The sequence below is a fragment of the Mycobacterium sp. E2733 genome, assembly GCF_001667585.1.
GTDB lineage: Bacteria > Actinomycetota > Actinomycetes > Mycobacteriales > Mycobacteriaceae > Mycobacterium.
The window spans coordinates 52,234-73,741 of sequence record NZ_LZJZ01000012.1; the positions used below are offsets into that span (position 1 = coordinate 52,234).

At 67.8% G+C, this 21,508-nt stretch carries 13 protein-coding genes; 3 read left to right on the forward strand and 10 right to left on the reverse strand.

Going from position 1 to position 21,508, the window contains the following annotated elements; genetic code table 11:
- Nucleotides 1-22 precede the first annotated feature (22 nt).
- From A5678_RS00805 to A5678_RS00815, 3 genes are all read right to left on the reverse strand, one after another.
- The gene (locus tag A5678_RS00805) at nucleotides 23-9,229 is read right to left on the reverse strand and encodes a type I polyketide synthase (RefSeq protein WP_156746721.1); all 9,207 of its coding nucleotides are present in this window, start codon (nucleotides 9,227-9,229) and stop codon (nucleotides 23-25) included.
- A gap of 618 nt (nucleotides 9,230-9,847) precedes the next feature.
- A complete protein-coding gene (locus tag A5678_RS00810; RefSeq protein ID WP_068036977.1) occupies nucleotides 9,848-10,570 on the reverse strand; it encodes a DUF1906 domain-containing protein in 723 nt (240 codons plus the stop codon).
- A gap of 60 nt (nucleotides 10,571-10,630) precedes the next feature.
- On the reverse strand, nucleotides 10,631-11,533 hold the full coding sequence (locus A5678_RS00815) for a MerR family transcriptional regulator (RefSeq protein ID WP_068036980.1): 903 nt from the start codon (nucleotides 11,531-11,533) through the stop codon (nucleotides 10,631-10,633).
- Nucleotides 11,534-11,573: 40 nt separating this feature from the next.
- On the opposite strand from A5678_RS00815, the gene A5678_RS00820 reads away from it, so the two are divergent.
- A complete protein-coding gene (locus tag A5678_RS00820; RefSeq protein ID WP_068036983.1) occupies nucleotides 11,574-12,779 on the forward strand; it encodes an aromatic ring-hydroxylating dioxygenase subunit alpha in 1,206 nt (401 codons plus the stop codon).
- Here A5678_RS00820 and A5678_RS00825 read toward each other — a convergent pair.
- Nucleotides 12,762-14,123, reverse strand: a complete 1,362-nt coding sequence (locus A5678_RS00825) for a lipocalin-like domain-containing protein (RefSeq protein ID WP_068036986.1) — start codon at nucleotides 14,121-14,123, stop codon at nucleotides 12,762-12,764. The two genes, A5678_RS00820 and A5678_RS00825, sit on opposite strands and share 18 nt — an antisense overlap.
- Before the next feature lie 92 nt (nucleotides 14,124-14,215).
- Between A5678_RS00825 and A5678_RS00830 the strand changes: the two genes are divergently transcribed.
- Nucleotides 14,216-15,688, forward strand: coding sequence for an aldehyde dehydrogenase (locus tag A5678_RS00830; protein WP_068036989.1), 1,473 nt, complete (start codon nucleotides 14,216-14,218; stop codon nucleotides 15,686-15,688).
- A 3-nt stretch (nucleotides 15,689-15,691) separates the two neighbouring features.
- Here the strand turns inward: A5678_RS00830 and A5678_RS00835 are convergent, their stop codons facing one another.
- The 5 genes from A5678_RS00835 to A5678_RS00855 form a co-directional block, all read right to left on the reverse strand.
- Nucleotides 15,692-16,138, reverse strand: coding sequence for a MaoC family dehydratase (locus A5678_RS00835; protein ID WP_068036992.1), 447 nt, complete (start codon nucleotides 16,136-16,138; stop codon nucleotides 15,692-15,694).
- Nucleotides 16,135-16,608, reverse strand: a complete 474-nt coding sequence (locus A5678_RS00840) for a MaoC family dehydratase N-terminal domain-containing protein (protein WP_197502005.1) — start codon at nucleotides 16,606-16,608, stop codon at nucleotides 16,135-16,137. Before A5678_RS00840 ends, A5678_RS00835 begins: the two co-directional genes overlap by 4 nt.
- Nucleotides 16,609-16,670: 62 nt before the next feature.
- Entirely contained in the window at nucleotides 16,671-17,096 is a 426-nt protein-coding gene (locus tag A5678_RS00845) for a nuclear transport factor 2 family protein (RefSeq protein ID WP_067211385.1), read from the reverse strand.
- A 96-nt stretch (nucleotides 17,097-17,192) separates the two neighbouring features.
- Nucleotides 17,193-18,773 (reverse strand): AMP-binding protein, encoded by a 1,581-nt coding sequence (locus tag A5678_RS00850; protein WP_068036995.1) that lies wholly within the window; start codon nucleotides 18,771-18,773, stop codon nucleotides 17,193-17,195.
- 21 nt (nucleotides 18,774-18,794) lie between these two features.
- Nucleotides 18,795-19,922, reverse strand: a complete 1,128-nt coding sequence (locus A5678_RS00855) for an aromatic ring-hydroxylating dioxygenase subunit alpha (protein ID WP_156746711.1) — start codon at nucleotides 19,920-19,922, stop codon at nucleotides 18,795-18,797.
- A 153-nt stretch (nucleotides 19,923-20,075) separates the two neighbouring features.
- On the opposite strand from A5678_RS00855, the gene A5678_RS00860 reads away from it, so the two are divergent.
- Nucleotides 20,076-21,314, forward strand: coding sequence for a cytochrome P450 (locus A5678_RS00860; RefSeq protein WP_068037000.1), 1,239 nt, complete (start codon nucleotides 20,076-20,078; stop codon nucleotides 21,312-21,314).
- 1 nt (nucleotide 21,315) lies between these two features.
- Here the strand turns inward: A5678_RS00860 and A5678_RS00865 are convergent, their stop codons facing one another.
- Nucleotides 21,316-21,507, reverse strand: coding sequence for a ferredoxin (locus A5678_RS00865; protein ID WP_067211377.1), 192 nt, complete (start codon nucleotides 21,505-21,507; stop codon nucleotides 21,316-21,318).
- Nucleotide 21,508 lies beyond the last annotated feature (1 nt).

Consider the following 21,508-nt stretch of genomic DNA (forward strand, 5'->3'; position numbering starts at 1 on the left):
GGCTAACGGACGGTAGTCGGCGTCATCCGGCGGAGACCTCGTAGGCCTCGCCCTCACCGAGCCGCGACGCCGGGTTCAGCAGCATCGCCGCCTCTTGGCGCTTCTCGGGTGCGTCGTGATCGAAGCGACGGTCCGCCGGCCGCTCGTACATCGGCGCGCCGCCGGCGATGGCCGAGGCCAACCGGCGCTGACCGGCCAGCAGCCGCGCCTCCGCGCGCCGCTGGTAGTCAGCGCGCTGGTCGGCGTCCAACGCCGCGATGAACGCCTGCGGGTGCACCAGCGCCACCAGCCCGGACACGTGGCCGAACCCGAGGCTGGTCAGCATCCCGGCTTTGAGCGGGAACTTCTCGCCGAGCCGCAGTGTCTCCCGCACCCACACGAAGTGGGCCGATCCGGCCAGTTCGTCGTCGACGCAATCCAGGCTGCGGTTGGGCGGGATCACCCCGTCGCGCAGCATCTGACACAGGCCCATCATCTGGAACACCGCGGCGCCGCCCTTGGCGTGGCCGGTGAGGCTCTTCTGCGACACCACGAACAGCGGGGCGCCCTCGGAGCGGCCCAACGAGTCCGCCAGGCGCTCGTGCAGTTCGGTCTCGTTGGGATCGTTGGCCAGCGTGGACGTGTCGTGCTTGGAGATCACCGCGATGTCGTCGGCCCCGACGCCGAGCTTGGCCAGCGAGCGCGCCAGCGCCGACTCCTTGCCCCCGCGGCCGGCGCCCAACGCGCCCAGACCCGGGGCCGGGATCGAGGTGTGCACGCCGTCCGCGAACGATTGCGCGTAGGCCACTACGGCCAGCACGGGCAGGCCCATCTTGAGGGCCAGGTCGCCGCGCGCGAGCAGGATGGTGCCGCCGCCCTGCGCCTCGACGAAGCCGAGCCGGCGCCGGTCGTTGGGCCGGGAGAACTTCGAGTCATGAATGCCCCGGCCCCGCATCATGGAAGTGTCGGCCGTGGCCGCCATGTCACCGAAGCCGATGATCGCTTCCAGCGTCAGGTCGTCGAATCCACCGGCAACGACCAGTTCGGCCTTGCCGAGGCGGATCTTGTCGACGCCCTCCTCGACCGACACCGCCGCGGTCGCGCACGCACCTACCGGGTGGATCATCGCGCCATAGCTACCCACGTAGCTCTGAATGACATGCGCGGCAACGACATTCGGCAGCACCTCCTGCAGGATGTCGTTCGGCTTGTTCCGGCCGAGCAGGTTGCCGTGATACATGGTCTGCATCGACGTCATCCCGCCCATACCGGTGCCCTGGGTGCTGGCCACCAGGCCCGGGTGCACCCACCGCATCAACTCGGTCGGGGTGAATCCCGAAGACAAGAACGCGTCGACGGTCGCGACGATGTTCCACAGCGCCACACGGTCGGTGGAGCTGGCCATGTCCTGGCTGATGCCGTAGACGGTCGGGTCGAACCCGGTGGGAATCTGCGCCCCGACGACTCGCGACAGCTTCGTCTTGCGCGGCACGCGAATCTCGGTGCCCGCCTTGCGCGTGACCTGCCAGTCGCTCGAGTCCGGGACCGGACGAATGACCGTGTGCTCCGGGTCGAACTCGACGAACCCGCGAGCGTCGGCCTCCGACGAGACCACGAAGGTGAAGTCCTTGTCCAGGAACACCGACACCAGCAACGGCGACGCGTGGTCGGGGTCGATAGCGCCGTCATCGACGAACTCGCGGATGCCCACCCGCTCGACCACGGTGTCGTGGTAGCGCTCGACCAGCTCGGCTTCGTCCACCAGGTCGCCGGATTCCGTGTCGTACCAACCCGGTTGCGGGTCGTCCTCCCAGCGGATGAGTCCGGTGGTCCAGGCCAGTTCCAGGACGCCCGCCGCCGACAGTTCGTTGTCGACCTCCATCTCGAAGCGGGTGCGCGACGAACCGTACGGGCCGATCTCGGCGCCACCGACGATCACCACCAGGTCGGCCGGGTCGACGTCCAGGTCGTCCCATTCCGGGGGCGGCACGGGGGTGAAGCCGCGCGGCGGCGACGGCAGCGCGGCGATGGTGCCTTCGGCCGGCGCGTCGTCCGTGGCCAGCTCGCCCGACGTGGCCTGCTCGCGCGCTTTGGCGGCCAGCTCGGTCATGTCGAGGTTGGCCTCGGCGAGGCCGCCTGTCAGGTCCGCCTTGATCGGCGCACCGGCCGCCGCGACCTTGGACTCGACGTCGCAGAGGTCCAGCAGCATGGCCGCCATCTCGTCGGTGGAGTAGGTGGTGACACCGGCCTCCTCGACGGCCTCGACGATGGCGTCGTTGTGGCCCATCAGCCCGGTACCGCGGGTCCAGCCGATCAACGCGTGCGCCAGGCTGACCCGGGCGGCCCAGGAGGTCTCGGCGTGCCAACGGCTCACCAGCGCGTCCAAAGCCGACTTGGCCTCGCCGTACGCGCCGTCACCGCCGAACATTCCGCGGTTGGGCGAGCCGGGCAACACCACGTGCAGCCGCGACGCGATGTCGCGCTCGGCGCCGATCTTGGACAGGCCGCCGATCAACCGCTGCACCGCCCACAGCAGAACCTTCATCTCCATCTCGGAGCGCGAACCGGCCTCCGACAGGTCGCCCGCGACACGAGGCGCCGCGAAGGGGAAGAGCAGCGTGGGAGTCTGCGCGTCCTTGATGTGAATCGATTGCGGCCCAAGGCTTTCGGTCTGTTCCGTACCGATCCATTCGACCAGCGCATCGATATCGGAGTAGGACGCCATATTGGCGGCGACGACCCAGAGCGAAGCGCCGTACCGGGCGTGGTCGCGGTAAAGCCCGCGGTAGAAGGCCAGCCGCTCGTCGTCGAGCTTCGACGTCGTGGCAATGACGGTGGCTCCGCCGTCGAGCAGTCGCGCGACGACCGACGCCGCGATCGAACCCTTCGAAGCGCCTGTCACCACGGCAACTTCGTTGCTGTACGGGCCGGGATCCGGGTTCTCGGCGCCGGCCGCGATGCGGCCGTACAGCGACGCGTGGATCTGGCGGCCGGCGGCCAGGGATTTGCCCTGCCACCAGGTGGCCTGGGTCGCGACGACATGGCCTGCGCCCTCGAACCTTTCGGACAGACTCTTCCACTGGGCGTCGACGTCACCCTCGTCGGTCAGCCAGAGCTTGACCAGGTCCTCACGGGCGCTGGCCCACCGGTCGTCGAATACCACGGCCTTCTTGGCGTCGAAGGCGGGCGCGACCAGACGCGGCCAGTCCGCGCCGAGCTCGGCGGTGACCAGGTCGATGAGCTCGGCGTCGGTGCTCGCCGGTGACGCGCTGACCGGGTCGTCGTGGCCCAACTGGCCCAGGATCAGGCGGGCCGCCGAAGCGAGCACGCCGTCGCGACCGGTGATCTGCTCGGTGAATTCGCTCAACGCGGCCGCGTCGACGGTCGCACCGCCGCCGCCGCCCGACGACGGCAGCGCCACCGAGATGCCGCGGCGCGCGGCAACGAACGTGACCGCGGCGTCGATGACCTTGTCGACCGAGGCGGCGTCGGCCAGCGCACCCTCGTGCAGGTGGCCCATGGCGCCGCCGCGAACGCTGGTGCCCTCGCGGGTCCCCAGGGCCACTTCGACCGTGACGTGTTTGGCCCAACCCTCGCCGAGCTCCCACGTCTTCTTGACCCGCTCGGCGATCGCGCCCGGTCGCTTGCCCGAGGGCCCCAGCACCGTGCGCAACTGGTCGTTGATCGCGTCGGAAAGCACTGGGCCGAAAGGCTTGTAGGTGCGCGCCAGCTTGGTCACCTGCGACCGCAGCCCCGCCAGGTCGGCCTCGGCGGCGCCGTCGATCGCGCCCAGGTTCAACTCCGAACCGAGGTCCACCAGCAGCTGGTTGCGCCGCGACGAGGCACCGTCGGTGATGGACTCGATGGAGTCCAGCTCCTCGATTTGGTCGATGCGCATCTTGGCCGAGAGCGCGATCAACGCCAGGGTGGCGTCGGCGGCGTCGAACCCGATGTCGTCGGGTCTCGGAGCGCCGGTCGGAGCTGCCGCCGGAGCGGCAGCGACGACCGGCGCGACATTGGGGTTGGGCCCGACGTCCGACGCGGCCGCGTCGGAATCCCCCTCGTCCGCCTCGGGCTCGGGGTCGGTGTCGGTGGCGAACAGCACCGCGGCGTCGCGCTCGGCATTGAGCACTTCCACTGTGCTGTGGGCATATTCGGGCAGCTTGAGGGTGTTGGTGGCCAGTCCGGCGACGGTCGGTGCCGACTTCACGCCGATTTCGACGAACCGCTCCACGCCCAGGCCGCCCGCGGCCTCCTCGGTGAACAGCAGGTCCTGGGTCTCGATCCAGCGCACCGGGCTGGCGAACTGCCATGCCAGCAGCTCGATCAAGACGATGCGGGCCATGTCGTTTCGGCGCTCGGCGAGCCAGGTGTCGTAGTCGGCGAGGATCTCGTCGAGCGGCTCGGCGGGCACCAGGTCACGGATCTCCTGGATGAAATCGCGGTCCAGGGTGAACGGACGTGGCACCAGGTTGGGGATGTAGCGCCCGATGATGACGTCGGGGTTTTTGTCCCGCGGCATGACGCGTTCCAGCGAGCGGCGGAATTCGGCCACCCCGACGCGCAGCACCCGCGAGTGGAACGGCACGTCGATGCCGGGCACCAGGATGAACGAGCGCTTGCCGCCGGTGAGCTCGCGACGGCGCTCCACCTCGGCTTCCAGCTCCTCCAGACCGCGGACCGTGCCGGCGATCGCATACTGCGAACCGCGCAGGTTGAAGTTCACGATCTCCAGGAATTCACCCGTGCGCTCAGCGATTTCGGCGACGAATGCGGGCACCTCGTTGTCCGGCAGGTCGATCTGCGAGGGCCGGATCGCCGCCAGCCGGTAGTTGGAGCGGCCCAGCTCGTCGCGCGGGACGATGTCATGCATCTTGGAGCCGCGATGAAACACCGTCTCCAGCAGCGCTTCCAGCTCGTAGATGCCGGTGACGCAGGCCAGCGCGGTGTACTCCCCGACGGAGTGGCCGCAGGCGATGGCATCTTCGACGAACGCGCCCTGCTCACGCATCTCGGCGACCTGCGCCGCCGCCACGGTCGCCATCGCGACCTGGGTGAACTGCGTCAGGTACAGCACGCCCTCGGGGTGGTTGTAGTGCACGCCGCTGGCGATGATGCTGGTCGGGTTGTCGCGCACCACGTGCAGCACCGAGAAACCCAGCGTGTCGCGGGTGAACTTGTCCGCTTTGTCCCACACCTTGCGGGCCGCCTTCGACCGGGCGCGAACGTCCATGCCCATGCCCTTGTGCTGAATCCCCTGGCCGGGGAAGGCATACACCGTGCGCGGGGAGGCCAGGCGGGCCGTCGCCGACATCACCAGATCGGACCCGATACGGGCGGAGACATCCAAAACCTCTGCGCCCTGGTCGATTCCGACGCGCTCGATGCGGAAGTCGACTTCGTCGCCGGGGCGCACCATGCCCAGGAACCGCGCGGTCCAGCCGACCAGCCGGGCCGGGGGCCGGGCCTGGCCGTCGGTCGCGGTCACCGCGTGCTGCGCGGCAGCCGACAACCACATGCCGTGCACGATGGGCGATTCCAGGCCGGCCAGCAGGGCGGCGGCCCGGTCGGTGTGGATCGGGTTGTGGTCACCGGACACCACGGCGAACGGTCGCATGTCGACCGGGGCGGTCAACCGGACGTCGCGGCGGCGGCGGCGCGGGGTGTCGGTCGCGTTCTCCGACACCGCGCCGCCGGCCCGCACCGGCTCGGTGAGCTCGGCCGCGCCGGTGCGTCCCAGGATCGCGAACCGCTCATCGAGAATGGCGATCGTCGCGCCGTCGGTGTCGGCGATCGTCACCGAGACACGGACGACGCGGCCCATGTCCGTGTCGATGGCTGGCGAAGCCGTTGCGGTGACGCTCAATTCGGCCGGGACCTTGGGCAGCGCGCCGACCACGTGGGCGGCGTGGTCCAGGTGCACGAGGCTCAGCAGGCCCTCGACGACCGGGACGCCGGCGTCGGTGACCGCCGAGCCGATGGCCGCGAACACGGCGGGCCAGCACAGGCCGACCAGCGCGTCGGGCACGGTGGTGAGGCCGGGCGCCAGCGGCTCGCCGAAGGTGGCCGTGACGCCGGTGTGGTCGGCGACCCGCTCGGGGTCCCAGTCCACCGTCACGGTGGCGGTCCCGTCGACGACCGCGGGCAGGAATTCCGGCCCGTCGACCCCGGCGGCGATCGCCAGCACGGCGCGCATGGCGGTGGCGGCGTCCTCGGTTGACACCACGGGGGTGCCACCGTCGACGGTGTTGGCCGGCAGGGTGAACGGGATGTCGATCCAGGTGCCCGAGATCGGGATGCTCAGCACCACTCGATCACCGTCGACCTCGAGGCGAGCGCCGGTGAACGAGTGTGTGGCGCGGCGACTTTCGGGCCCCTCGTGCACGAGCCAATCGCCGGGGTCGGCGATCCGGTGGACCGGATTGGTCGCGGTGCGGCCGGCCCACTGCACGTCCGGGGCGTCCAGCACGACGGCAAGCGGTCCGGTCACGTCCGGGCGACCCAGACGACGCGACGCGACGGCGCGGGGCTGCCCGTCGGAAGACAGCACCTCATCGATGGCGGCCTGCTCGAAGCGGTCCAGCAACTCACCGACGGGTTCGTCCATCCGGGTGATGCCGGCCACGGCCGCGGTGCCCGGGATGATGCACACCTGGTCGGCGTCGTAGCGGGCATCGTGCGCCTGCCACAGCGAGTCGCTGCGCCACCAGCGCCGCACGTCCTTGTCGATAACCGGCACGAAGTTGACCGGCTTACCCAGCGTCTTGCACAGGGTGACGAAGAACGGGACGTCGGCCGGGTGCAGTTGCACGGTCTCGGCATCGGGGTATTGCGCGAGCAGCGTCGCGATGGCCTGCTGGGGACTTTCCAGCAGCGCGGGGTCGTCGAACAGCGTCTCGATCGGGCCGGAATCGTTTGCGTGCAAACGGGCTTCGGCGCGCTGCAGCATCTGCTGGAAGCGGTCGCGCCAGGTGTCGGCCAGCCACGGGCTGCCCGGTGCGGCGGTGTCGGCGGTGGAGTTGCCCGCACCGATGGTCAGCTCGACGTAGCGCTGCAACCACTGCAAGTACGTCATGTCGGCGACGTCGCCGAAGTACGGCTTGGCGGTGTTGGCCATCGCCGCGATGATCTCGTCGCGACGCTCGGCGACGGCCTCCGCGTCACCGGCGACCTCGTCGAGAAGCCGACCGCACCGCGAAGCGCTGTTGTCGATCTCGTGAATGTCGGCGCCCAGCTGGCTGCGGCTGGAAGCCATGCCGCCCACGGCTTTTCCGGCGCCGACCCATTCTTCGGTGCCTTGCGTCTCGACCAGCATCCGCTTGACCGAGGGCGACGTGGTGGCCTCCTTGGTCGCCATCGCCGCGGTGCCGACCAGGATGCCGTCGATGGGCATCGGCGGGAAGCCGTAGGCCTGCGCCCACCGCCCGGACAGGTACTCGGCCGCCCGCTCGGGCGTGCCGATGCCACCGCCCACGCAGACGGTGATATTGGGGCGCGACCGCAGCTCCGAATACGTTGCCAGCAGCAGGTCGTCGAGGTCTTCCCAGGAGTGGTGGCCACCGGCGCGCCCACCTTCGATGTGCATGATCACCGGCTTGGTGGGCACCTCGGTCGCGATGCGGATGACCGAGCGGATCTGCTCGACCGTGCCGGGCTTGAACACGACGTGACTGATTCCGACGCCGTTCAACTCCTCGATCAGCTCGACGGCATCCTCGAGGTCCGGGATGCCCGCACTGATCACCAGGCCGTCGATCGCCGCGCCGGACTGACGCGCCTTCTGCACCAACCGCTTTCCACCGACCTGCAGCTTCCACAGATACGGGTCGAGGAACAGGGCGTTGAACTGATAGGTGCGGCCCGGCTCGAGCAGCGTGGAGAGCTCAGCCACGCGACCGGCGAAGATTTCCTCGGTGACCTGCCCGCCGCCGGCCAGCTCGGCCCAATGCCCGGCGTTGGCCGCGGCGGCGACGATCTTGGCGTCGACGGTGGTCGGGGTCATGCCCGCCAGCAGGATCGGCGAGCGTCCGGTCAACCGGGTGAACTTCGTCGACAGCTTGACCCTGCCGTCGGGAAGTCGGACGAGGGTGGGGGCGTACGTCGACCACGCCCGCGCCACCTCGGGGACGGCCCCGACGGTGAAGAGGTTGCGCTGCCCCCCGCGGGTCGCGGCGGGCACGATGCCGACGCCCAGGCCGCGGATGACCGGCGCGGTCAGCCGGGTCAGGATGTCGCCGGGTCCCAGGTCGAGAATCCAGCGGGCGCCGGCATCGTGCACACGGCTGATCTCCTCGACCCAGTCGACACGTCGCACCAGGATCGCTTCGGTCAGCTCGCGGGCCAGCGCGACATCGAGACCGACCTTCTCGGCCCAGCCGCCGACGATGTCGATGCCGTCGGCCAACCGGGGCGTGTGGAAGCCGACCTCCACTTGCACCGGATCGAAGACCGGCGAGAAGACGTCCCCGCCGCGGAGCTTGTTCTTGCGGTCGGCCTCTTCCTTCTCCGAGATCTGCTGGCAGTAGAGCTCGAACCGGGACAGCTGTTCGGGAGTGCCCGTGATGACAACCGAGCGCCGGCCGTTGCGGATGGACAGCACCGGCGGCAGCACGGTGCGAACGTCCTGCGCGAACTCGTCGAGCAGTCGACCGATGCGTTCTGGGTCGGCGTTGGTCACCGACACCATGGGCGGGCGGTCGCCGAGCACCGAGATGCCGCGCCGGCGGGCGACCAGCGTCCCGGCTGCACCGATGAGCTGGGCCATTGCCAGCAGTTCGGCGTCGCGGGCCCCCGCCGCCTTGAGCGCCTCGACGGCGAGGACCCCCTGCGAATGCCCGGCGACGGCGACCGGCGGGGTGGCCTTCAGGTCCATGCCTTGGCGGGCCAGCGCGCGCACGGCCGCGATCTGGGTGAGCAGCACGCCGGGGATCGAGACAGCGGCCGACGTCAGGTGCTTGTCCGATGGGACCGGATCCTCGGCCGCCAGCGCGCGCACCCAGGCGAGCGGCTCGAAACCGATCGGACGCACCACCACCAACTCCTTGGCGACCGGCTCGAGCAGCAGTTCCACCTCACCGGCCAGCGTTGCCAGGTCGGATTCGATGCCGGCAGACGACACCAGTTCTTCGAGGGTTTCCAGCCAGGCGCTGCCCTGGCCGCCAAACGCAACGGCGTACGGCTCGCCGGCCGTCAGACGGTCGACCAGAGCATGGGCGGTGTGCGGTCCGTCCGGATCGCGCCCAGCGGACACTCCCCTCGCTTCGCTGGGGGACCCCACCCCTCGCTCCGCTGGGGGACCCCAGTCATGCCTCTCGTGGATCGTCACGTCTCTATCTCCCTCGATGCGTCATGTACGTCTTACGTATCGGTGCGTTCAGCCGGTCCGAAGGGGACAGGAACTCACAGAGTCCGTCGATTCCGCATCGAATCGCGACCGAAAATCTGTCTGACCGGTGCGTTGTCGGCTGGCCGCCAGTGTGGGTTGAGCGGCGCGGCGGACTGCATCGGCTGTACTAAGAGTGTCATAAGGACGGACCCCCGTTTTGCGTGGTAATCGGTTACTGACGAGTTCTACGCATGGGTAACCGTGTCGTGGGTAACACCGGGTTTGATCCGCTGCGCGGGCGCCGCGAACAAACTTGCTGCATGCAGGTGGTTACGGTCGAGTAGCTATAACTGCCCTGATCAAAGCAGTTTTGTTATGTAATCGTTATGTAAAAATTTCGAGCCGTGAAGTCGCGTCGAGCACGCTTCCGTCGCGTCGTCCGCGCGGCCTTCCCGGCCGCCGCACCGGAAAATGAGCGAACGAGTGTTTGCTGGGATCTCTAAGAGTCGCGGCCCGCGGATGCCGGGTGAAGGTGCGCGGCGGCTAGACCCACTGGCCGAATTGCGGCTTGAGGATCTCGTTGATGTCCACTCCGACCCCGCCGACGCTGCGTTTGTCGATCTCGACCTGATGCAAATGGGCGGCCGGGTGCGCGAACCCCTTGGGCGAGCCCCAGTTGTGCTGCCAGAAATAAGAGCCCAAACCGTCGTGCAGCGCCCAGTCGATGGTCTTCGAATTGGCGTACACACCTGTGCGCTGATGACCGATCACCGACTCCCAGGACCGCAGGTAGGGGGCTATCTGCTGTTTGTACTGGTCGTAGGACGGGTCATCGTCGATCGAGGCGTAGATCGGGGCGTTGGCGGGGCCGCCCGCGGCGGCGTGCAGCTGCATTCCGCGCTGCGCGTGCTGGAGACCGGCGTTGGCTCCGCCGAGCCAGTCGGCGGTGTTGCCCTTGCCGTACTGGTAACACGAGACGATCTTCAGCCCATTGCTGCTGAGGTCGCGCGCCTCGGCGACCTGGATCGGCTTACCCAGCATCCAGTTGCCGCCGGGGCGCCGGTCCGACACGTACCTGATCGACCCGACGGCGCCGGCCGCCCTGATCTGGCTGGCCGGGATGACCCCGGCGGCGTAGTCCAACAAGGTGCCGAGCGACGCCGACGCCGGTGCGGGACGCAGCGACGCACCGGCGACGGCCAGGCCCATCAGGGCCGGGGCCGCGGCCGCCAATTTGAGTACGTCACGCCGCGAAACCGATGACACAAGCGTCAGAGTACGACAGGAACACCACCTGACACGTTGACCACACTGGTCACATCTGCATCACAGTGGCCCATCGTTGGTTTGGCTCCGCGTCGCAGCGGGCAGCACGATGACGCTCACGGCCTCCAGGCCGCGGCGAGCGGTCTGGCGGGCGACCTCGTCGAGGAAGTGGGCGGCCGCCTTGTTGATCGATCCTGCCCAGGCCCGGAATCCCTGCACGATCACGGGATCACGCTCCAACGACGGCTGCACCCCCCGCAGCACATTGACCACGTCGTCGGGCAGCGGGTCGGCGAGTTGCCGGTCGATCCAGCTCTGCGCGAGGTCCGTTGCAGCCACCCGGTCGTCGCCCAGTCCGACCACGTCGCCGGCAAGGTTGCGCAACCGGTCGAACAGCACCTGGCGTCCGGGTGTCTCGGCCAGTTGGGCCAGCAGGGTGCTGGCCGCCGGCGGCAGAACCATCTGCCCGAACAAGACCGGTACCGGCAAGGCCCATTCCTCGAACAGGTCGGCATACATGGTGGCTACGGGCGCGGACAGCGGCGCCGTGAGCCGCCCGATGACCCCGATGCTGTCGCGGTGGGTGGTCGCCAGCCTGCGCAGGATGTCCTCGTTGACGTCGTCGTCGGGGCAATCGGAGGCTGCGCGGGATTGGTCGATGGCCGCGATCAACTGGTCCAGCCGGTCCCGCTGGCGCATCAACAACGTCCGGTGCTCGTCGAGCAGACCCGCCAAGGTGGTGCGCCCACCCGCGATCAAGCGCTGGATGTCATTGATGCTCACGCCGAGACTTCTCATCAGATCGATGCGCAGCAGGTCGAGCACCTGCTCCACGTCGAAGACCCGATAGCCGTTGGACAGATGCTCGGCGCGCAGCAGACCGATTTTCTCGTAATGGCGGATGCGACCGGAAGCGATCCCCGTCAGGGCCGTGACGTCGCCGATCAGCAACTGCTCAGCCACTCCTTGACCTTACAACTGTGGCAAGGTCTGTACTGGGCAGATGGAACGCGACCAGCTCATCGACCTCACCCGCCGCGCCCTGAAGTTGGCGCGCGACAAGACGACCGATCTCGCCCCGACCGAGCATCGCGTCGAGGCGCGGGCCTACACGTCGGCCGAGCGCCACGACCGGGACCGGGCCATGGTTCTGGCCAGCCCGCAGTTGGTCGGTTACGTCTCGGAGCTGCCCGGCCCCGGCGCGTACTGCACCAAGACGGTGATGGGCCGGTCGATACTGCTGACCAGGACGGCCGATGGATCGGTCAAAGCGTTCAACAATGTCTGCCTGCACCGTCAATCGCAGGTGGCGACGGGCTGCGGCACTGCGAAGCGGTTCACCTGTCCGTACCACGCGTGGACGTACGACAACACCGGCCGGCTGGTCGGCCTGCCCGGCCGCGAGGGATTTAGCGGCGCAGCGATCGCAAGGGCGGCGAAGCCGGCCGAAGCGGGTCGCCGCCAAACCACCGTGACCGTCAGGGCCGATGGCCTGACCGAACTTCCGGCGGCTGAATTCGCCGGCTTCCTCTGGGTCGCATTGGATCCCGGGGCCGGCCTGGATGTCGCCGCACACCTGGGCCCCCTGGCCGACGAGCTCGATTCGTGGGGAATCGGGCGGTGGTCACCATTGGGTGAGAAGGTGCTCGACTGCCCGATCAATTGGAAGCTCGCGATCGACACCTTTTCGGAGAACTACCATTTCGCCACCGTGCACCAGCAGACCTTTGCCACCATCGCCCGCAGCAACTGCACGGTGTTCGACGCGTTCGGACCGCATCACCGGTTGATCTTCCCGCTCAACACGATCCTGGCGCTGGACGACGTCCCCGAAGATCAGTGGGATCCGTTCCAGAACATGGTGATAATCTACGCGCTGTTCCCCAACATCGTGCTGTCGGTCACCATCGCCAACGGCGAGCTGTTCCGGATCTACCCCGGCGATCGGCCGGGGAGATCGGTCACCGTGCACCAGAACTCGACGCCACTGGACCTTTCCGACGAATCGGTGGCCGCCGGCGCGCAGGCCGTGTTCGAGTACGCCCACGCCACGGTGCGCGACGAGGACTACCGGCTGGTCGAAAGCCTGCAGGCCAATCTCGAATCGGGCGCCAGCGATCACCTGTTGTTCGGCCGCAACGAACCCGGCCTACAGCATCGCCACAACGCCTGGGCCCGCGCGCTTGGCGGGTCAGCCACTCTCGGTTGACGCTTCGGCGGATAGCACCGCAACGAGGTCGTCCAACAGTGTTGCCAGCGCGTCGCTTTGCGCGGGTCGCACCGTGGTCAACAGCCCGACCGCTTCCTGTCGGCGTCCCCGGGCCAACAGCTGCAACAGCAGACCCGCGGCCATCTGCAGGTCTCGGTCGGCGGATTCCATGTTCGCGACGGTGGTGGCCAGCACCTCGGCCAGCTCCCAGTCTCGGTACAGGGCCAGCGAGCGCTCGTTGAACGCGAAGCCGGTCACGGGTTGGCCCCACAGGGTTCCGCGGTAGCGGTACGGGCCCTCCATGTATTCGATGGGGAGGCCGTGCGCGGGGGCGGGCACCAACGGCTCGCCGACGACGTCGAGTTGCATGGTGCGGCAGGTGATCCGGTGCCGGTCGGGCATATAGCGGGCGGCGGCCTGCGGCCGCACCAATGGCTGCACCGCGTCCGGCCACCGCACGTAGCTGCTGACCGTCACCTCGACGTCTTCGGCGTACTCCGGCGACACCCCCGGATCGGGATGGCTTGTCGTCACGCCCGTAAACGGCTGCAAGGCATTGTCATTGGTGCGGTCGAACTGTCGCCAGATGCTCAGGTCCACGCCGTTGTCGAAATTGATGGTGCGCCACTCGTGGGACCGGGCGCGCGGATCTCCCCCGGTTCCTCCACCGCCGGCGTATTTCGGGAACCACTGCCGGTCGATGTGCCCGCTGCTGCCGGAGACCTGCTGGACGAGATCACCCCAGCGCAGAGTGCCCGTCATGGCCATGCCGGTCTGGAAATACGAATACGTTTCGGTCTGGCCGAAGCAGCAGATCTTTCCGTTGTAGGTCGACGCGCCCACCGGTGTCGGTGCGCGCGTTGGTGTTACGGCCAGGTCCAGCCGCATGGGCCGACCCGACTGGTCCTCGCCGACCAGGCTGACGCGATACGTGTAGGGCAGCAGCTCCCCGTCGCCGTCGCGGCAGGTGATCCACGACGCGGTGCCGGCCGCGCTGGAGTAGTGGATGTCGAGATGGCCCGGGGCCAGTTTCAGCTTGCGCGGCGCCCCGGGTTCCAGGTTGGCCGGCGGCATGTCGTAGTCAGTGAAGGTGCCGTAATCGCCGGTGTCGAGATCGAAGAGCGCCATCGTGTAAAAATCGGCGACCACGGTCCCGCCCGGCCGGTTCTTGTTGAAGATGGTCAGGAAGGCAAACGACCGGCCGGCCTCGGCGGCATCGAGCTGCCCGGCGATGAACCACGTGTCGGACTCCTGGTCCGGGTGCTCGCCCTCGGCGGCGGGGAAATCCAGGTGGCTGTCGCCGGGCACCAACTGGAACGGGTAACTGCGCCAATCGCTGGTCATATCGGGCCTCGCTGCTTTTTTCGCTATGTTAGCGTCAAAAGCAAAATCCCGGTCACTGCCGCCTATGCGCCCAACCCTCGAGGAAGTGCCCGATGACAGAAACCTCCGGCCACCGGTCTTATAGCGAACTCTTCATCGGCGGTCAGTGGCGCAAGCCCGCCAACCCCCAACAGCTCGCCGTCATCTCCCCGCACTCCGAAGAACCCGTCGGCCACGTCCAGCTGGCCGGACCCGACGACGTCGACGCCGCCGTGGCCGCCGCGCGACACGCCTTCGACCACGGGCCGTGGCCGCGGATGACCCACGCCGAGCGGATGTCCAAGGTCGAACAGCTCGCCGCGATCTACGCCGGCCACATCGAGGAGATGGCCGACCTGATCACCGACGAGATGGGCTCACCGCGCAGTTTCAGCCGAATGGGCCAAGCGGCGGCCGCGGCGTCGCTCATCCATCTGGCGCTGGCCGCCGCGCGCGAGTTTCCGTGGGAGGAACGGCGCCAGGGCGTGCTCGGCGAAGTGCACTTGCGCAGGGCGCCGGTCGGCGTCGTCGGCGCGATCGTGCCGTGGAACGTTCCGCAGTTCCTGATCATGCCCAAGCTGATCCCGGCGCTGATCGCGGGCTGCACGGTCATCATCAAACCCGCACCCGAAACCCCCTTGGACGCTTTGTGGTTGGCCGAAATGATCGAGCAGCTGGACCTGCCCGACGGGGTGGTCTCGGTACTGCCCGGCGGCCCCGAGATCGGTGAGGCGCTGGTGCGCCATCCCGGGGTGGACAAGGTCGCGTTCACTGGTTCGAGCACCGTCGGGCGCCGGATCGCCGCCCTGTGCGGCGAACAGCTCAAGCGGGTGAGCCTGGAACTGGGCGGCAAGTCGGCGGCGATCATTCTCGACGACGCCGACATCGGCAAGACCGTCGCCGGATTGAAAACCGCCGGCCTGATGAACAACGGCCAGGCGTGCGTCGCCCAGACCCGCATCCTGGTCAGCGACCGGCGTCACGACGAGGTCGTCGATGCACTGGCCGACATGATGTCGGCCCTCAACGTTGGCGATCCGGCCGACGACGCCACCGACATCGGACCCCTTGTCGCGCAACGACAACAGCGCCGCGTCCAGGACTACATCAAGTCCGGCCAGGCCGAAGGCGCCCGCGTCGTCCTGGGCGGCCAGGACAGCCCGTCGACGCGTGGCTGGTATGTGCAGCCGACGCTGTTCGCCGACGCCACCAACGACATGCGCATCGCCCGGGAGGAGATCTTCGGTCCGGTCCTGACCGTGCTGCGCTACCGCGATGAGGACGACGCCATCCGGATCGCCAACGAGAGCGACTACGGCCTGGCCGGTTCGGTGTGGACCTCCGACATCGCACACGGCCTGGAGATCGCCGCAGGCGTGCGCACCGGGACGTACGGCATCAATATGTACACGCTGGACATCGGCGCCCCGTTCGGCGGCTTCAAACAGTCGGGCATCGGGCGTGAATTCGGCCCGGAGGGCCTTCACGAATACGTCGAGCTGCAGACGCTGGTGTGCAAGGGGCAGCTACCTCCGCTATCCGGCTGACGCTCAACCACTTTCGGGCATCTGCAGGGTGAGCTCGACGGGGCAGCACAGCGCGCCGTGCTGGTTGGTCACCTGGATCTCGATGTCGACGAGGCAGCGCGGCGGGTCCACCGAGGTGTCCCGCCGCTTGGCCACCGCGCGTCCCCGGCCGATCATCGTGTCGCCGGCATACACCGAGCCCGCCAGCCGCATGGAGCGCCGCACCACCCGGCTGCTCGGACCCGCCCAATCGGTCGCGACGCGGTCGGCGAAGCCGGCGAGGTGCATCGTGTTGACGTAGATCGTCGGATTGCCCTGGCGCTGCGCGTATTCGGGGTCGAAGTGGCCCGGGAAGTAGTCCCACGTCGCTCCCGCGTTCTCCACCACTCGCTGGTAGCTGATGTGGTCGACCACCTCGGGCAGGTCGACGGGAACGGTGATCTCGTCGAAGTCCAGGTCGTCTGCGGTCACGGCGATGCTCCGGGTGTGAAGCGGAACAAGGTGTTCCGGCAGGTGGCGACCACCGCCCCGTCCTGGCGGCGGTAGGTCTCCAGCGTCTCGACGAAATGACCCGCGCCCAGCCGCGTCCGCTTCTCCGGTGACACCGACACCAGCTGCTCGACGACGGTAAGAACGTCGCCCTCAACGATGGGCACCACGAACTCGACGTCGTTGGCCGCGTTGATGAACGTGGTGCCCGGCAACGGGACTCGCAGCACCAGGGATGCCACCGGCGGCCGGCCCTGCGGCTGCCACGGCGGCGGGATCAGCCACCCCATCAGCAAGGCCGGGGGCGCCGGCAGACCTCCCCATTTCCGGCGGGCGAACTCGGCGTCCCAGTAGGACCGGTTGCCGTCGTGGACCATCGCGGCGAACAACTGGATGCGTGCCCCGCTGACCGCCGTGGCCGCGGTGCGCGGCTCGCTCGTCGCGCCAACCATGCGCAGCGCGTCTTCATAGGTGCCGAAGGTTAGCTGGTAACTGAGGTCCGGGTCCACGCGGCTCACATAACGAGCGGGTGCCGACTGGGCACCGAATCCCACTGCAGCGCACGGGAAGTGAAGTACCAGCCACCACGCTCGTAGATCAGCGTGTCCCGGAATATCCCCGTGGCACGCAGCGTGGTGTCGCCGTACATGCTGGCGAAAAGCAAGACGACGCAACGCTGGACGGCGTTGACCCCGTCGACCCGGATCTCGTGGTCGACCGTCACCAGCCGTTGTCCGTCCCCGCCGTCGAACGCCGCCCGCAGATCGTCGAACGTGTCGCCATCACGTTGGTAGGTGGCGCCGGCGTGGCGGAACGTAGCAATCCAGCGCTCGCGATCGCCCTCGGAGTAGGCCCGGTTGTGCCGGGCGTTCAGATTGAGGATGGCAGCACGGCCCGTGGCGGCCTGCAGCATTTGCTGTTCCTGATAGGACATGGTCATTTCGGTCTCCAGCCTCTCCCGGGAAAACGACTGCCAACGAGCGGACGGATGGAACGGTAAAGTCACTTGCCGACTAATACGTAACATTAACGTAACCTACCGGCTAACGATATAGCCCTGAGCTTCACGATCCCACGCCTCCCGAGTCACCCCCCGCTCGCGCAACAAGTCCTTACGTATCCGCCCGATGACAGTCTTCGGGAGTTCGCTGACGGTCTCCACGTATCGGGGCACGCAGAAGTACGGCATCCGGGCCGAGCAGAAATCGAGCAGCTCGGCGTAATCAACTGTGGCCCCGGGTTGTAACGTCACGATCACCAGGATGTCGTCTTCGCCCAACGCGCTGGGCACCCCGATCGCGGCGGCTTCCGCCACGGCGGGATGACTTGCGACCACGGTTTCCACCTCGACCGAGGAAACGTTTTCACCGCGCCGGCGAAGCGAATCTTTCCTGCGGTCGACGTATGTCAGGTTTCCCTCCGCGTCGAGCCGGCCGACGTCGCCGGTGCGAAACCATTCCGGGTGTGGGATGACCCGCATGTCTTGCGCCACATAGCCTTCGCTCATCAAATGCGGATACCGGGGCCGGCAGGCGATTTCTCCGGCCGTGCCTGCCGGCACCGGGTCGCCGCGTTCGTCGACGATCCGCACGTCGAAATTCGGATTCGCCCGGCCCGACGTGCCGGGCACCCCCTCGTCGGCCAGGGCCTTGACGGCGATCGGAAACGCCTCGGTCATCCCGTACATCGTGACGACGCGGCAGCCGTAACGCTTTTCGATGTCGCGATAAGCCTTGGCGTCGATCGGGGCCGCCGAGATGAACCGCAGTGGCAACTCGGCGTCACGCGGATCCGCGGGCAGGTTATGCAACATCGACACCATCGCGCCGGCGCCGGCGAAGCCGACGGCGCCTCGGGCGCGGATGTCGTCCCACACCTCGGCGGGGTGAAACGCTTGCGCCAGCACGGTCGTCGCGCCGAGCAGCATCGGGGCGAGCACGCTGGGCGCCGCGCTCAGGTGAAACAGCGGCATCGCCGTCCACAGCACCTCCCCCGCGCGCAATTCCCAGGCCGACGCGACCGTCGCGGCCACCGTGAACAGGTAAGGCCAGGTGGTGGCGACCGCTTTCGACGACCCGGTGGTGCCCGACGTGTAGAAGAGACAGCCCACGTTCTCCACCGCCGTGCCGACGTCTGCGACCACGCCGCCCCGGCTCAACTTCGCCTGGAGTAAATCACCTTGCAGCACAACGCTCGGCGCGGTCTGCAACGCCCCGGCAACCTCGTCCACCCGGGGCCGGCGCTCGGCATCGGTCAGGATCACCTTGGCCTGCGACAACCGCAGGGCGTGCAGCAGGAAATCCCCTTTGTTCGCGGCATTGACGGCGGCGCTCACCGCGCCGATACGCGCCGCACCCAACCAGAAGTAGACCCATTCCGGGCAGGTCCCGGTGAACAACGCCACGCAATCGCCACGACCGACGCCCAAGTCCGTGAGCACGTTCGCGGCGGCGCGGGAGCGCTGCCGCATCTGCTCGAAGGTCACGTCAACGCCGGCGATCGACATCATCACCCGGTCGGGATACTGCTCGGCCCGCCGATCGAGCACGGCCGGGACCGTGAAACTTTCGACGCCGAAGTCGGCGGGCCCGAGAGGTCCGCTCCGGTCGGGACTCATGGCGCTTCCAGGGGCTTTCGCTCAGGCTTTCGCGGCCGCCGGGTCGGGCTCACCGTCCGCCGTGTACCCGAAGTCGGACGGCGAAGGCTCCGTGCCCGGGTAAAAGCGGTGCGCCCAGCGGCGAAGGGCGGCATAGTCGTGCGCCTCTTCGGGAGCCAGGTTCGGCTTCTCCAGATACTTCATGTTCTCCCAGGTGAAGAAGTCCTGTTTGATGACCTCTTGCTGCAGCGCCAGGAATTTGGCCGCGCGACCGGTCGGGACGTCGCCGGTGTCGCCGGGCTCGCGGACGGACGCCTGCGTGTAGAAGTAATCGGTGTAGTCCTCGTCGACCGGCGTCTGCCCGGTCACCTGCACCGTGGCTACCAGCTCGCTGGGGAAGCGCACGACCCCCAGCCCCAGCGAATAGTTGTCGTAGATGATCTTGGCGTCGACCGGCCCATTGGGGGTCAGCCAGGTCGACGCGCGCCCGCCGCCGAAATGGGCGTTGACGGTCGCGTGCAAGTGGTAACCGGACACCTCGAACGACGCGGTGGTGGCCGGATTGGCGGCCTTGTGGACGTACTGCACGTGGTACGGGTCCGCGGCGTTCTCGATGATCATCTGCGGGTGCACCTTGACCCGGTTGATCATCTGCGTGTGCGGGTGGAGCGGGTAGTACTCGTTCGTTTCCAGTTCGGGCAGCACCGGGGGCTGCCAGTACGGCGCCCGCCCGTGCCGCTCGTGCCACGCGAGCACGAAGCCATACCACTCCATGCTGGGGTACGTGCGGATGCGGACGTTGTTCTTGCACCCGATCTTGCTGTACGGGATCAGCGCATTGCTGCCGTCGCCACGCCAGCGCCAGCCATGCCACGGACAGACAATGTTCTCGCCTTCTACCGTGCCGCCGACGCCGAGGTTGGCGCCGAGGTGCTGGCAGTAGGCGTCCATCACGTGCACCTGGCCGGACTCGGTGCGGAAGATGACGAGTTCCTCACCAAAGTAATGGGCGCGCTTGACCTGACCGGCGGCCAGGTCCGAGCCGAAGGCGACGATGAACCAGCCCGTCGGGAACCGATAGGTCGACAGCGCGATGCCGGCCTGCCCGAACTCGCGTTCCGAGGGATCCCCGGCCGAATCCGGAGCCGGGTCAGAAATTGTGTGCGTCACGAACTCTCCATATCCCGCCCAGACCAAGGCGAGCCGAGCGCAACTTGGTCGCCCTTCACTCACGGTGGTTCGACGACAACGTCTATTTTTACTATTTTAAGCATTGAACGTCAACGCGGCACCAGACGCGCCCAGGGCAGAGCGGAGTTTCAGATGACGGCTGCGGCAGTGGACCTTTCCGACTTCGCCCTGTGGCGCAACGGGTTTCCCGACGAATTGTTCACCGAGTTGCGGCACAGCCGGCCACTTTTCCGCCACGACCTGACCCCGGGCGTAGCCAAGACCGTCCAGCGCCAGTTCTGGGTGACCACCAAGCACCGGCATGCGGTCCGGCTGCATCGAGATGTCGAGTCCTTCACCGCGGTCGACGGCCCGCTCATCCAGCCAGTCGGGATGTTCTCGTCGTACCCCACCATCATCAACATGGACCCGCCCGGGCTGAACAAGCGCCGCAAGCTGATCTCGAACGCGTTCAATCCGCGGGCGATCGCCAGGCTCGAGGCCGGCATCCGGGCGAGGGCGGCGCGCATGATCGACCGCCTGCTCGGCGAGGGCGGCGGCGACTGGATCGAGGATGTGGCCGACGCCCTGCCGATGACGGTCATCGGCGACATCATCGGCATACCGGAGGACGACCGGCCCCGAATCTTCGACGGCCTGGACCGCATATTGAAGGCCAACTCACCGGAGGCGCGGCTGAGCCGGCAGGACGAAACCGACCTCTACGCCAACATCTTCGGGTACGCGATGGAACTCACCGCGGAGAAACGACGCAACCCCACCGACGACATCTGGAGCACGCTGGCGACCGCGGTGATCACCGGCGAAGACGGCGAGCACTTCAGCTTGCCACCTCACGAACTCGAGTTCTTCTTCTTTGTGCTGGCGTTTGCCGGCAGCGACACCACCAAGAATGCGCTGGCCATCGGGCTGCAGGCGTTCGTGGCGAACCCGGAGCAGATCGAGCGCTACCGCGAGCAGGAAGGGCTGCGGCCCAGCGCCATCGAGGAGGTGTTGCGGTGGGCGACACCGGTCGCGTACTGGACGCGCACCGCAAAGGCCGACATCGAGATGGACGGCCAGCACATCGCGAAGGGCGAGCGGGTGGTGTCGATGCTGCGGTCGGCGAACCGCGACGAGGAGGTCTTCGATTCGCCGTTCACCTTCGACATCGGTCGGCAGCCGAACCCCCAGGTGGCCTTCGGTGGCGGCGGACCGCATCACTGCCTGGGCGCCATGCTGGCGCGCGCGGAACTCCGCGCGGTGTTCGACGAACTTTTGCTGCGGTGCGACAACATCGCCCTCGGCCCGGCGAAAGTGGCCTACCCGAACCTCACCACGAACATGTCGATCTACGACGAAATGGCGATCTCGCTGACCGCTCGCCGTTAACTCAGTCGGTCAGCCGCAGCGCGGCCTTGGGGCACTGGTCCACCGCGGCGCGCACGTCGATCTCCAGCCGCGGCGGCACCGGCCCGTCCGCGATCTGCACCACATCCTCGTCCCCTAGCTCGAAGACTTCCGGCGCCAGCGATTCGCAGAAGCCGTTGGCCTCACAAAGATTTTCGTCGACTGTCACGCGCATC

Bases quoted from the DNA above. Each gene is read 5' to 3' on its own strand.
- A5678_RS00830 (WP_068036989.1), top strand. From the start codon at position 14,216: ATGACAGAAACCTCCGGCCACCGGTCTTATAGCGAACTCTTCATCGGC.
- A5678_RS00820 (WP_068036983.1), top strand. From the start codon at position 11,574: ATGGAACGCGACCAGCTCATCGACCTCACCCGCCGCGCCCTGAAGTTG.
- A5678_RS00840 (WP_197502005.1), bottom strand. From the start codon at position 16,608: ATGGTTGGCGCGACGAGCGAGCCGCGCACCGCGGCCACGGCGGTCAGC.
- A5678_RS00865 (WP_067211377.1), bottom strand. From the start codon at position 21,507: ATGCGCGTGACAGTCGACGAAAATCTTTGTGAGGCCAACGGCTTCTGC.
- A5678_RS00860 (WP_068037000.1), top strand. From the start codon at position 20,076: ATGACGGCTGCGGCAGTGGACCTTTCCGACTTCGCCCTGTGGCGCAAC.
- A5678_RS00845 (WP_067211385.1), bottom strand. From the start codon at position 17,096: ATGACCATGTCCTATCAGGAACAGCAAATGCTGCAGGCCGCCACGGGC.
- A5678_RS00850 (WP_068036995.1), bottom strand. From the start codon at position 18,773: ATGAGTCCCGACCGGAGCGGACCTCTCGGGCCCGCCGACTTCGGCGTC.
- A5678_RS00825 (WP_068036986.1), bottom strand. From the start codon at position 14,123: ATGACCAGCGATTGGCGCAGTTACCCGTTCCAGTTGGTGCCCGGCGAC.